This window comes from Paraburkholderia sp. MM5482-R2 (assembly GCF_050436125.1).
In the GTDB taxonomy this organism is placed as follows: Bacteria; Pseudomonadota; Gammaproteobacteria; order Burkholderiales; family Burkholderiaceae; genus Paraburkholderia; species Paraburkholderia tuberum.
In genome coordinates this window covers 3,791,792-3,804,586 of sequence record NZ_JBNDLP010000002.1, presented here as the reverse complement: position 1 = coordinate 3,804,586, position 12,795 = coordinate 3,791,792, and the positions used below count along the sequence as shown (strand labels likewise).

At 64.8% G+C, this 12,795-nt stretch carries 11 protein-coding genes and 1 riboswitch; of the genes, 5 read left to right on the top strand and 6 right to left on the bottom strand.

Features of this window, described 5'->3' with window-relative positions:
• Positions 1-45 precede the first annotated feature (45 nt).
• Positions 46-229: riboswitch (FMN riboswitch) on the top strand.
• A 148-nt stretch (positions 230-377) separates the two neighbouring features.
• Positions 378-1,097, top strand: coding sequence for a 3,4-dihydroxy-2-butanone-4-phosphate synthase (ribB, locus tag OKW37_RS20410; RefSeq protein ID WP_176078967.1), 720 nt, complete (start codon positions 378-380; stop codon positions 1,095-1,097).
• A 94-nt stretch (positions 1,098-1,191) separates the two neighbouring features.
• On the opposite strand, the gene OKW37_RS20405 is transcribed toward ribB, so the two are convergent.
• The 3 genes from OKW37_RS20405 to glpD all read right to left on the bottom strand — a co-directional run bounded on the left by OKW37_RS20405 (position 1,192) and on the right by glpD (position 5,290).
• The gene (locus OKW37_RS20405; protein ID WP_429404449.1) at positions 1,192-1,878 is read right to left on the bottom strand and encodes an HAD family hydrolase; all 687 of its coding nucleotides are present in this window, start codon (positions 1,876-1,878) and stop codon (positions 1,192-1,194) included.
• Positions 1,879-2,001: 123 nt separating this feature from the next.
• Positions 2,002-3,501, bottom strand: coding sequence for a glycerol kinase GlpK (gene glpK, locus OKW37_RS20400; RefSeq protein WP_429404451.1), 1,500 nt, complete (start codon positions 3,499-3,501; stop codon positions 2,002-2,004).
• 259 nt (positions 3,502-3,760) lie between these two features.
• The gene (gene glpD, locus OKW37_RS20395) at positions 3,761-5,290 is read right to left on the bottom strand and encodes a glycerol-3-phosphate dehydrogenase (RefSeq protein WP_429404453.1); all 1,530 of its coding nucleotides are present in this window, start codon (positions 5,288-5,290) and stop codon (positions 3,761-3,763) included.
• A 200-nt stretch (positions 5,291-5,490) separates the two neighbouring features.
• Here glpD and OKW37_RS20390 point away from each other — a divergent pair, with 200 nt between their 5' ends.
• Complete coding sequence (locus tag OKW37_RS20390; protein ID WP_429404455.1) at positions 5,491-5,865, top strand: hypothetical protein; 375 nt, start codon at positions 5,491-5,493, stop codon at positions 5,863-5,865.
• A 28-nt stretch (positions 5,866-5,893) separates the two neighbouring features.
• Here OKW37_RS20390 and OKW37_RS20385 read toward each other — a convergent pair whose 3' ends face one another.
• From OKW37_RS20385 to OKW37_RS20375, 3 genes are all read right to left on the bottom strand, one after another.
• The gene (locus OKW37_RS20385) at positions 5,894-6,547 is read right to left on the bottom strand and encodes a TetR/AcrR family transcriptional regulator (RefSeq protein ID WP_429404457.1); all 654 of its coding nucleotides are present in this window, start codon (positions 6,545-6,547) and stop codon (positions 5,894-5,896) included.
• 194 nt (positions 6,548-6,741) lie between these two features.
• Positions 6,742-6,939 (bottom strand): hypothetical protein, encoded by a 198-nt coding sequence (locus tag OKW37_RS20380; RefSeq protein ID WP_167368606.1) that lies wholly within the window; start codon positions 6,937-6,939, stop codon positions 6,742-6,744.
• A 306-nt stretch (positions 6,940-7,245) separates the two neighbouring features.
• Positions 7,246-8,025 (bottom strand): DeoR/GlpR family DNA-binding transcription regulator, encoded by a 780-nt coding sequence (locus tag OKW37_RS20375; RefSeq protein WP_429404459.1) that lies wholly within the window; start codon positions 8,023-8,025, stop codon positions 7,246-7,248.
• Between the two features lie 319 nt (positions 8,026-8,344).
• Between OKW37_RS20375 and ggt the strand changes: the two genes are divergently transcribed.
• The 3 genes from ggt (at position 8,345) to OKW37_RS20360 (ending at position 12,746) form a co-directional block, all read left to right on the top strand.
• A complete protein-coding gene (gene ggt / locus OKW37_RS20370; protein WP_429404461.1) occupies positions 8,345-9,985 on the top strand; it encodes a gamma-glutamyltransferase in 1,641 nt (546 codons plus the stop codon).
• Positions 9,986-10,170: 185 nt separating this feature from the next.
• Positions 10,171-11,541, top strand: a complete 1,371-nt coding sequence (locus tag OKW37_RS20365) for an MFS transporter (RefSeq protein ID WP_429404462.1) — start codon at positions 10,171-10,173, stop codon at positions 11,539-11,541.
• Between the two features lie 377 nt (positions 11,542-11,918).
• Positions 11,919-12,746: a ferritin-like domain-containing protein gene (locus tag OKW37_RS20360; RefSeq protein WP_026226031.1), complete on the top strand. Its 828-nt coding sequence runs from the start codon at positions 11,919-11,921 to the stop codon at positions 12,744-12,746.
• Positions 12,747-12,795: the final 49 nt, after the last annotated feature.

Below are 12,795 nucleotides of genomic sequence, written 5' to 3'. Positions count from 1 at the left end.
CGCGCGACTGTTGTATGCTTCGCCCGCCGGTCGAACCGGCAATCAGTGCGTCTTCAGGGCGGGGTGAAATTCCCCACCGGCGGTGGGCCGGCAGCGCGACAGCGTGAGCCGGCAAGCCCGCGAGCGCCCGCATCGCTTAGCCTTCGGCATAGCGCAGACAGGAGCGGGGTCAGCAGATCTGGTCAGAAGCCAGAGCCGACGGTCATAGTCCGGATGGAAGAAGATGTGCAGACAGTCATGTGCGTTCCGCGACGCCGCCTGTAGCCTGGGTGGCGTATCAGCGTCCGCTTTCGCGCGGCGCCTGGGCGGCGCGTGTCAGTCTGTTTGCAATGCCCTGAAACGTTTCTCGCCCAACTTTTGCGATGAGCGTTTCAACTATGTCCTTTGCTACTTTTCCTGCTCCGTCGACGATTGCAGACGATGCCTTCGCCGATCTCCCGCTGCTTGCCACCGAAGCCGTTCCGCCGCGTATCGCCGCCGCCTTGCAGGCGCTGCGCGAGGGCCGCGCCGTGGTGCTGCAGGACGACCACGACCGCGAGAACGAAGCCGATCTGATCGTCGCGGCCGAGCGCCTGTCGGTCGAAACGATGGCGCTGCTGATCCGGGAATGCAGCGGCATCGTCTGCCTGTGCCTGCCCGACGACAAGATCCGCGCGCTCGAACTGCCGCCGATGGCCGTCAACAACGAAAGCCGTCACGGCACCGCGTTCACGGTGTCGATCGAAGCGCGCGAAGGCGTCAGCACCGGCGTGTCCGCGCAGGATCGCGTGACCACGATCCGCGCCGCGATCGCCGATACGGCCAAACCCGCCGACATCGTGCGCCCCGGCCACGTGTTCCCGCTGCGCGCGATGCCGGGCGGCGTGCTGGCGCGGCGCGGCCACACCGAAGGCACCGTCGATCTGGCGATTCTCGCGGGCCTGAAGCCGGCCGGCGTGCTGTGCGAACTGATGAACGCCGACGGCACGATGACGCGCGGCGCGGACGTCGAGCGCTTCGCCGCGCAACATGATCTGCCGATGCTGACGATCGCCGAGCTGGTCGAGTTTCGCGAGTCGCTCGCGCAGGTGCGCGAGGGCGCGATGGCCGAGGCTTGACGGGCCATCCATCGAGCGGCACGCGACGCCATGACGCAAAAAGCCGGTTCTTCTTCCGAAGAACCGGCTTTTTTATCGGCGTTGCGCAAAACCGCTACGACTGCTCGTCGCCGAATTCGCCGCGCACGCCCGCCTCGATGAGCGCCGGCAGTTCATCCATATGCTTGATGATTCGCGTGATACCCATCGCGCGCAGCGCATCCGCGTAGCCGTCCGGAATATGGCTCGCGCCGACGAACGCGATCGTCTTCATGCCTGCCGCGCGCGCCGCGTTCAAACCCGCGACGCTGTCCTCGACGACGAGGCAACGCGCCGGCACGACGCCAAGCGTCGTGGCCGCGAACAGATAGACGTCCGGATACGGCTTCGGCCGGGCGACCTGCTCGGCGCTGAACACGCGCTCGCCGAAAATCTGCTGCAGACCCGCGCGCCGTACCGATGCGGCGACGCGCGACATACGGCTGTTCGACACGACCGCTGCCGGCAGCGTCACGCGTTGCAGCGCGTCGCGCACGCCGTGGATCGGACCGAGCGACGCGGCGAGCGCGAGCTCGACGTTACGCTCGATCGTGTCGAGGAAGTTCACAGGCAGCGTGATGTCGAACTGCGTTTCGAGGCCGGCGAGAAAGCGCGAGGTTTGCTGGCCGAACGCGGTTTTGACGACAGGGGCGAAATCGATGCCGGGGAAGGTGGCCGTCAGCGTGTCGAACATCACGCGATCGGCGATGACTTCACTGTCGACGAGCACGCCGTCGCAGTCACAGATGAGGTGGTCGATCATGCCTGAAAAACGGTAAGCGCAAAGCGCGCGGGCGGCGGGTTGCGGGCCCGCGCGCCGGGATGAAAAGCGTCATCATACGTACTTTCGGACCGCGTCCTTTTGGCGTTCTGCGCGCCCGCGGCCTTACGGCGTATCGGCCCAGGCCTTCGCCGCGCGGATCGCGCGCTGCCAGCCATCGAGGCAGGTCCTGACCTCCGCAGGCGGTAGCGCCGGCGTGAAGCGGTGCTCGAGCTTCCACTGGCTTTTCAACTCGTCGATGTCCTTCCAGTAGCCCACCGCAAGACCTGCCAGATAGGCGGCGCCGAGTGCGGTGGTCTCGGACACCTGGGGGCGCACCGTGTCGACGCCGAGGATGTCGGCCTGGAACTGCATCAGCAGATTGTTCGCGCAGGCGCCGCCGTCCACGCGCAACTCGCCGATGCGAATGCCCGAGTCGGCTTCCATCGCCTTCAGCACATCGAGCGATTGATAGGCGATCGAATCGAGCGCCGCGCGCGCGAGATGCGCGGAGGTCGTGCCGCGCGTGACGCCGAACAGCGTGCCGCGCGCATGCGCGTTCCAGTGCGGCGCGCCGAGGCCGGCGAACGCGGGCACGAGATACACGCCGTCGCAATGCGGCACGCCGCGCGCGAGCGTTTCGATTTCCGCCGCGTTCCTGATGATGCCGAGGCCGTCGCGCAGCCACTGCACCACGGCGCCGCCGATGAAGATGCTGCCTTCGAGCGCGTACTCGATACGCTCGCCGATCTGCCAGGCGATCGTCGTGACGAGATTGTTGTTCGATTCGATCGGTTTGGCGCCCGTGTTCATCACGAGGAAGCAGCCGGTGCCGTAGGTGTTCTTGACCATGCCGGACTCGGTGCAGATCTGGCCGAACAGCGCGGCGTGCTGATCGCCGGCGATACCCGCGAGTGGAATCTTCGACGCGAACACGGTGGTCACCGTCGGTCCGTACACCTCCGACGACGGCCGTACTTCCGGCAGCATGCTGCGCGGAATGTCGAGCGCGGCGAGCAGTTCGTCGTCCCACTTCAGGGTGTGGATGTTGAACAGCATCGTGCGCGACGCGTTGGTCACGTCGGTGACGTGCAGCGCGCCCTTCGTGAAATTCCACATCAGCCAGCTGTCGACGGTGCCGAACGCGAGCCGGCCCTGACGCGCTTTTTCGCGCGCGCCTTCGACGTTGTCGAGAATCCAGCGGATTTTGGTCGCCGAGAAATACGAGTCGATCGGCAAGCCGGTCTTCGCGCGCACGCTCGCTTCGAGACCCTGCGCTTTCAGGTCGTCGCAGAAGTCGGCGGTGCGGCGGTCCTGCCAGACGATCGCGTTGTAGATCGGGTGGCCGGTTTCGCGATCCCACACGATCGTGGTTTCGCGCTGGTTCGTGATGCCGATCGCCGCGATCGACGTGCCGTTCATGCCGGCTCGCGTGACCGCTTCGGCGGCGACGCCGGCCTGCGTCGACCAGATTTCCTGCGGATCGTGCTCGACCCAGCCCGGGTGCGGGTAGATCTGCTGGAATTCCTTTTGCGCGGTCGACACGACGTTGCCGCGCCGGTCGAACAGCATCGCGCGCGAGCTGGTGGTGCCTTGGTCAAGCGCGAGAACGTACTGATCCAGCATTGTCTCTTCTCCATGCATGTTACGGATCGCCGGATTGCTGGCCGGCGATGCGAGCGGCGTGTTGTTGTGAGCGGGCCGCCATAGTGTGAGGGCGCGTGCCGGTGTCGTCCAGCCGAAGCTGCGGTGGGGCCGGCCCGGGACGCGCGCATGGTGTGCGCCGTTTCTACGGGCTCGCGCCGTTTGCTTCACCCGGCATTGGCGCCGCGTTGTGTTTGCCGCCGCTTTTGTCGGGGCATCCCAGTTTGCCCGGCCGGGCCGCCTACGCGCTCTGCCGGGCCGGTTCGCGCGCGAACCACGCGTCGATATCGCGCGTAACCTCATCGAGCGTGCCCGGCTCGACGTGCAGGCCGAGCTTCGAGCGCCGCCACAGCACGTCCTGCGCGGTGCGCGCCCATTCGGTATCGCGCAGATAAACCAGCTCGGCTTCGTGCAGTCCCGGCGCGAACTCGGGACCGAGCTCGGCGCGCGAGCGCGCGAGGCCGATCACGCGATTCGCGCGCGTGCCATACGCGCGCGCGAGCCGATGCGCGAGCGACGCCGGCAGCCATGCGTGCTCGCGCGAGAACTCACCGAGGAAGCGATTGAAGTTCGCCTGTGCGATGTCGCCGCCCGGCAGCGGCGCGTCGACGGTCCACGCGGACCCGCCGTGGCGCAGCGCGTCGGTGAGCGTATCGACGGCCTGCTCGGCGAGCTTGCGAAACGTCGTGATCTTGCCGCCGAACACCGACAGCAGCGGCGCCTGTTCCGCGGGCGCGTCGAGTTCGAGCGAGTAGTCGCGCGTGACCGCCGACGGATTGTCCGCGTTCTCGTCCTCCAGCAGCGGGCGCACGCCCGAATAGCTCCAGCGCACGTCGGCCGGCGAGATCTTCTGCCTGAAGTAGCGGTTGATCGAATCGCACAGATACTGCGTTTCGTTGGCGTCGATCGCGACTTGCGACGGGTCGCCGCGATATTCGAGGTCGGTGGTGCCGATCAGCGTGTAGTCGTGCTCGTAGGGAATCGCGAAGATGATCCGCTTATCGGCGTTCTGGAAGATGTACGCGTGGTCGTGCTCGAACAGGCGCCGCGTGACGATGTGGCTGCCCTTGACGAGCCGCACGCTATGCGCCGATGGCCGGCCGAGCGCGCCCTTCAGCAGCTCGCCGACCCACGGGCCCGCCGCGTTCGCGATCGCGGCGGCGCGCACGTCGAGCGTCGTGCCGTCCGCCCGTTGCAGTTGCGCGCGCCACTCGCCGCCGGCGCGCTCTGCGTTGACCAGCTTCGTGCGCGTGAGGATCGTCGCGCCGCGCTCGTGCGCGTCGAGCGCGTTCAGGACGACGAGGCGCGCGTCGTTGACCCAGCCGTCCGAATAAACGAAGCCGCGCTTGATCGTTTCGACGAGCGGCGCGCCGGCCGGATGCCGGCTCATCACGATGCCGCGCGAGCCCGGCAGCAGCTCACGCTTGGCCAGATGGTCGTACAGGAACAGACCCGCGCGGATCAGCCAGGCGGGGCGCAGATCCGGCATATGCGGCATCACGAAGCGCAGCGGCGAGATGATGTGCGGCGCCGCGCGCAGCAGCGTCTCGCGCTCCTGCAGCGCCTTGCGCACGAGCCCGAACTCGCGGTACTCGAGGTAGCGCAGGCCGCCGTGGATCAACTTGGTACTTGCCGACGAGGTGTGCGCGGCCAGATCGTCCTGCTCGCACAGCAGCACCGCCAGGCCGCGGCCGGCCGCGTCGCGGGCGATGCCGGCGCCGTTGATCCCGCCACCGACGACGAGCAAATCATATTTCGTGCCTTGCGTCACCTGGTGAGCCTCTGCATCGAATCTGGGAGTAAGTTGGAAAGCTGATTGAACGAATCATGTTCGTTTTCGAACTTTAATGAACATATTCGAAAAAGTAAAGTTCGCTTCGACCCGAGCGAGCCTTGGGTCGAATGGCACGGGAGTGGCACAACGCGCGACCGCGGACGATACTCTCGGTAGCAGCCATTTCGAGGTGATGTATGCGTGGACTTTTGATGATCGGCGCGGCGGCGCTGCTGGCGGGATGCGTGAGTACGCCGAGTCTGGAAGGGACGAGGGGCGCAACGTCGTTCGAGGCGTTACAGAAGATGTGCTCGCCGCAAACCGTCGACTACGGCAGCGACGCGCAGAACGTCTATGAGACGTTCTTCGATGCCTATGTGGCGAACCGGCGCGGCCGGCTGTCGAACGACGACTTCTGCGCGTTCCAGGCATCGATCGCGCAGCGCCATGCGAGCGAGGCGACGAGCAGCGGTCCGAAGGTGCGCAACCAGTGGGTCGAGTTCTTCAACGAGCAGCGCGCAAGGGCGATCAGCTGGCGTGCGAGTGCCGATCCGACCTTGCGTAACGGGTAAGCAGCAACGGGTTGACCGGCGAGCCGGTTCACTTGTGCGGCGCCAACGCTCCGCGCCACAGCATGCGCAAAAGCTGCGCGAACACGGCTTCACGTGATGGCTTCGGCGCTCCGTCGCCGGCGGAATCGGCCTGTTGCGCGGCCGACGGCGGTAGCTGTTTCGCGAGCGCAAGCATCGTGAAGCCGTGCAGGCTCGTCCAGTACGCATAGCCGATCAGGCGCGGATCGCCTTCGAGAATACCCGCCTCGACGAGCCGCTCGAAGTGCGCTTCCAGCAGACGCCACGCGCGCTGCGACGCCGCGGCCAGTTCAGGGTAAGCGCCTTGCTGTTGCGGCGTCTGATCGAACATCAAACGGTAGGCGTGCGGTTCATCGAGCGCGAAGTCGACGTAGGCCCGGCCGACGGCGCTGTGATCGATGGCGGGGGCGTTCGCGGGGATGCCGCGCGCGGCCGCTTCGAGGCGCGCGGCGAAGCGGTTGAACGCGGCGGCGCGAACCATCGCCAGAATTTCTTCCTTGTCGCGGAAATAGCGATACGGTGTCATCGCGCTGCAGCCGAGCTCCTTCGCCAGCTCGCGCATCGTCACGCCTTGCGCGCCGCGGGTCGCAAATGCGTTTTCGGCGACGCGTCGCATGGCTTCGCGAAACTGCTGGATGTCGTCGGCGGAGAGCGTCTTGGGCATGCGCGAGGGCGGGGAAGTCCGTCGCGTGAATTTACTGTGTAAATGAGATGCGCACAACAAAAGGCCGCGAAGGCGGCCCGCTGTCAGGGAGTTGAACGATACGAGCCCGGCAGTCGCGAGCGAAGCGCGCGGCGCATCCGCCAGGGCGGCGCGGATACGCCGCCAACGGCTCTCGGATCGAACGACAGGGAATCTCAGGAAAAACGTTTGATGGCCCGCAATGCGGTGTCGCCGGTTTCGGTCACGCGCCATTCTTCGTTGCCCGATGCGAGGCGTTCGAGTTGCACCAGTTGGCGTTCGAGCAACGCATCGAGTTCTTCTCGGTCCATTTCGACCTGGTTGGGGGCGTCCTTGACGAGTAACAACGTGGCGAATTCATGCGGACTCAGCATCGTTCTCTCCATGTCAGCAAATTGCGGACAGCCTTGCAGTCGACCGACAGGCCGGGGCGGGGTCCGCTAAGGATCAGGGCGGGAGGTACGGCTTACACGACAGATTCACAAACCGACGCCGTGCGAAACTCGCAACGCACGTTGGGGAACTGGAGTGTAGGCGAGCACCGATGAAACGCCAACCTGGTCCCCGTAAATTTTCCATTTGACAATTGGTCGCGCGATAGGCGGTCCGGCCCCGCAGCCAGATTCTTGATTTCACGCGAGGTTTTGCGTGCACCGCAGCATGGCGGAGATCACCTGGAATTATCCGGCGATATAGATTTGACAATTCGCGGCGTTCAGCGCTTCGGCCATGTCGGCGGCCGGCGCAGCGTCGGTGAACAATGCGTCGATCTGCTCCAGATGTCCCTGGCGAACTAGCGCCGGGCGGCCAAACTTGGAGTGATCCGCGGCGAGGAACACGGTGCGTGCGTGCTCGATGATCGCCTCGGCGACACGCACTTCGCGCGTGTCGAAATCGCGCAGCGTACCGTCCGTTTCGATGCTCGACGTGCCGATGATCGCGAAATCGACTTTGAACTGCCGGATGAAGTCGATCGCCAGTTCACCGACGATGCCCTTATCCCACGGCCGCACGATGCCCCCCGTCACCAGCACTTCGCAATCCGGGTAGCCGCTCATCATGCTCGCGACGTTCAGATTGTTCGTGATCACGCGCAGTCCACGGTGGCGGTTCAGCGCGCGTGCCACTTCCTCGGTGGTCGTGCCGAGGTTGATGAAAAGCGATGCCTGATCGGGAATGTGAGTGGCGACTAGCGCCGCGATGCGTCTTTTCTCTTCATGAAACATGCGCTGGCGCGCGGTGTAGGAGACGTTCTCGGAACTGGTCGGCAGACTGGCGCCGCCGTGATAGCGGCGCAGCAGATTCATATCGGCGAGCCAGTTGACGTCGCGGCGGATCGTCTGCGGGGTGACGTCGAAGTGGCCCGCGAGGTCGTCCACGGTCACGAAGCCGTCGCGTTGCACCCATTCCAGCAATTCCTGTTGCCGGGCGTTGAGAGTCAGGCGGGGGTCTCGTGTCATGTGTCTCGGGTGGTGGCTGTCGTGTCGGCGTGGTCCGTCGCGTTCATCGAGCGGCCGGCAGAAAGCCCGCCGTCGACGAACGCGATTGCGGCTATTGTAAAACCATCGCGCCCCTTGTCCGCCAACTGGCCGCGAACGCTCCGAACCTGCTCGAACCTTCATTCAGGTGCAAGACGCATTTATTCATTTGATAAATGAATTTGTTTTTTGGTGCGCTTCGCGATGCAATCCTGGGTTCCGCGATTTACTTGCCTTACAACCTTTCCCATGATGTCCGGCGATTTTTTCGTGCCGGCCCGCGCTTTCGAGAGTGTTCGACATGACTGGCTTCAGCAACTGGCAAAACCCTTATCCGACGCAACGTCTGCCCGTATTCGCACGCAATATCGTTTCGACCTCGCATCCGCTCGCGGCGCAGGCCGGGCTGCGCATGTTGTGGAAGGGCGGCAATGCCGTCGACGCGGCCATCGCGGCCGCCGCAGCGATGACAGTGGTCGAGCCGGTGTCGTGCGGCCTGGGCGGCGACGCGTTCGCGCTCGTGTGGGACGGCAAGAAGCTGCATGGTCTGAACGCGTCGGGCGTGTCGCCGGCTGCGTGGAACGTCGATTACTTCAAGCGCAAATACGGCGAGGAAAACGGCTTCGCGAAACAGCCGAAGCGTGGCTGGGACGCCGTCACGGTGCCGGGCGTGATCGCCGGTTGGGAAGCGCTGCACCAGAAGTTCGGCAAGCTGCCGTTCGCCGACCTGATGGAGCCGGCCATCGAGATCGCCGAGCGCGGTCACGCGGTGGCGAGCATCGTCGCGTACAAATGGGCTGCCGCGGTGCCGGAACTGAAGGATCAGCCGGGCTTCGCGCAGACCTTCATGCCGCGCGGCCGCGCGCCTGAGGTCAGCGAGCTGGTGCGCTTGCCCGGTCACGCGAAGACGCTGCGCCTGATCGCCGAGCAGGGCCCGCGCGCGTACTACGAAGGCGAGATCGCCGAGCGGATCGCCGCGTTCGCACGCGAAGGCGGCGCCGCGCTGAGCGCCGACGATCTCCGCAACTACCGCGCGGACTGGGTCGAGCCGATCGGCAAGGACTATCGCGGCTACACCGTGCATGAGATTCCGCCGAACGGCCAGGGCATCGCGGCGCTGGTTGCGCTCGGCATCCTCGAGAAGTTCGACGTGAAGTCGCTGAAGGTCGACAGCGTCGAGTCGCAGCATCTGCAGATCGAAGCGATGAAGCTCGCGTTTGCCGACCTGTATCGCTATGTGGCCGATCCGCGGTCGATGGAAGTCACGCCCGAGCAGATGCTCGACGACGCGTACCTGAGCTCGCGCGCGAAGCTGATCGATCCGAAGCGGGCGACGCACTTCGACTTCGGCATGCCGAAGGCGGGCGGCACCATCTACATGTCGGCCGCGGACGAGAGCGGCATGATGGTCAGCTTCATCCAGTCGAACTACATGGGCTTCGGCTCGGGTGTGGTGGTGCCGGACAGCGGCATCGCGCTGCAGAACCGCGGCTGCGGCTTCTCGATGGATCCGAAGTCGCCGAACGTCGTCGAGGGCGGCAAGCGGCCGTTCCACACGATCATCCCGGCGTTCCTCACGCAGCAGGTGAACGGTCAGCAGGAAGCGGTGATGAGCTTCGGCGTGATGGGCGGCGACATGCAGCCGCAAGGCCATCTGCAAACGGTGGTGCGCATGCTCGACTACGCTCAGCAGCCGCAGGCCGCGTGCGACGCGCCGCGCTGGAAGGTCAACCGCGACTTCACGGTCGATATCGAGTCGACGCTCGATCCGAAGACCACCGAGGGCCTGCAGAAGCTCGGCCACACGATCAAGTCGGTCGACGATCCGTACATGGACTTCGGCTCCGGCCAGTTCATCTGGCAACTCGATCGCAACGAGCCGGAGCGCGGCTACGTGGCGGCCAGCGACAGCCGCCGCGACGGTCTCGCCGCCGGCTTCTAGGCCACAACGAGGCGACGCCCGGGGCCGAGGTCCGCACCGGGACTCAGGTCCGACACCCGGGTAACACGTAACCAACGCGCGGCATGGCATATGCCGCGCTATTGCGCGCCCGCCAGCCGCCTCGCAGACCCAGGCGGTGCCGCACCTACCACGGCTATCACGCAGCAGACAGGCAGAAGACCATCATGAATACCCCCGCGTCGCACTCGACGACCGCTTTCCCCCACGCCGCGCCGCTTTCGAAAGCGATGGTGCGGCGGATCGTTTTCTCGTCGTCGATCGGTAACGCGCTCGAGTGGTTCGACTTCCTGGTCTACGGCTACTTCGCGACGATCATCGCGAAACAGTTCTTCCCGATGCAGGACGAGTGGCTGTCGACGCTGCTCGCGATCGCCACTTTCGGCCTCTCGTTCCTGATGCGCCCGCTCGGCGCGGTCGTGCTCGGCGTGTACGGCGACCGCAAGGGCCGCAAGGCGGCGCTCACGCTCGCGATCGCGCTGATGATGGTCGGTACTTTCACGATGGCCGTGATGCCGCCGTTTTCGGCGATCGGTCTCGCGGCGCCGCTGCTGGTGCTGCTGGCGCGGCTCGTGCAGGGCTTCGCGGTCGGCGGCGAGTTCGGCAGCGCGACCGCGTTCATGGTCGAGCACAGCGCGACCCGGCGCGGCTACTACGCGAGCTGGCAGTTCGCGAGCCAGGGTCTCGCGGCGATCACCGCGGCGGCCTTCGGTTCGCTGCTGACCGCGTGGCTGCCGGCCGAGCATCTGAACAGCTGGGGCTGGCGTGTGCCGTTCGTGTTCGGTCTGCTGGTCGGGCCGGTCGGCTACTACATCCGCTCGCATCTCGACGAGACGCCCGAATTCCTCGCATTGCGTGAAGAACGCGCGGCTCGCGAGGCGGCTGGCGAGCACAAGGTCGTCAGCGGAACGAAGGACGCGTCGTTCTCGAATCAGTGGGTCAACCTGCTGCTCGCGATCGGCATGGTTGCGCAGTCGACGGTCGGCGTGTACGTGCTGCAGCTCTACATGCCGCTTTACGCGGTCAAGCAGCTGCATATGGCGGCGGCCGCGTCGTTCGGCGTGGTCGTGCTGAACGGCGGCATGCAGTTCATCTTCTCGCCGATCATGGGCGCGCTGTCCGATCGCATCGGCCGAATTCGCATCATGCTGAGCACGTCGATCCTGATGGGCCTGCTGATCTATCCGATGTTCGCATGGCTGCAGACACATCCGACGATTGGCTGGCTGCTCGTGCTGCAAGGCGTCGCCGGTATTTTCAAGGCCTCGTACTCGGGGCCGATGCCCGCGCTGATGTCGGAGATCTTCCCGACCCAGGTGCGCTCGACTGGCCTTTCAATCGGTTACAGCATCGGCGTGACGATCTTCGGCGGCTTCGCGCCGACCATCGTCGAAACCTTCATTCATTTGACCGGCGACAAACTCGCGCCAAGTTATTACGTCCTGCTTGCGGCGGTGCTTTCGGGCGTATCGCTGATCATCGTCGCGCTGCGCATGCGTCGCGTGCGTCCCATCCCGGGCGACGTCCAACCTGCCTGAGGAAGAGGGGGCCCGCCCAAGGGGGGCCTCCCAAGGGGGGCCTCCCAAGGGGGCCCGCGTAGGGCGCCCGCCCGTGCCCCAACCCCGCCGGGTCTGATGTCTGTCCGAAAAGCCAGCCTTTTGGGCTGGCTTTTTTTGTCTTGCGCACATGTTTTAACACGTTGGAAGATTTCGACTATCTTGAAATCGGAACTGCGTCGATGCGGCATGGTCTGTGCTGTGTGATCTGCATGGTCGGATATCTCCGGCTAAGATGCAGAGTACACGGGCCCAACTCTAATTCACGGCGTTGTATCCGACACGCAGAAACATCACGGCGAGCGCGGTGGCAGTTGCGAAGAACTCCACGGGTCGGTACAGCATGGGAGCAAGACACGATGCACACAGAGCTGAACCATGTCATGCCCTGGCGGATCGAAGACATCGATCTGACGCGCATTGACCGTCAGAAGGCCGCGGCCAACGAGGACCTGCTGCTGTTGTTGTGCGCGGCTTCGTTCATCGAAAGCGGCACCGATCTCTACACCAGCAATCTGAGTACGTTTTTCAACGACGACCCCGAGGTCTCGGCCTGGCTCAACCACGAGTGGGAGCCCGAGGAAATGCAGCACGGCCGGGCGCTGAAGACCTATATCGCGTATGTATGGCCCGAGTTCGACTGGGACACCGCGTTCCGCAATTTCATGGGCGAGTATTCGCTCACGTGCTCGGTCGAGGATTTCGAAAAGACCCGCGCGCTGGAGATGGTCGCGCGTTGCGTAGTCGAAACGGGTACCGCGACGCTGTACCGCGCGATCAACGAGTGCTCGGACGAAGCGGTCCTCAAGCAGATCACCGACAACATCCGCACCGACGAGGTCCGTCACTACAAGCACTTTTTCAGGTACTTCAAGAAGTACAACCGGATCGAGGGCAACGGTCGGCTCGCGGTGCTGGGCGCGTTGATGCGTCGCGTGATGGAAATCAAGAACGAAGATTCGGAGATCGCGTTGCGGCACGTGTTCGCGATTCGCTATCCGGAGCGCGTGCACGACTCCGCGTATAACCGCGAGCGCGCGGCGCGCATCAACAAGCTGGTGCGCCGTAATCTGTCCGCCGACATGTGCGTGAAGATGCTGCTCAAGCCACTCGATCTGCCGGCGCGCATTCAGCCGGGCGTGCATTATCCGCTCGCGAAGATCACGCAGCACGTATTCTTTCGCTGAGCTATCGATCATTGCGCGAGGCATCGGCTGAATGCAGCTGCAACGACCT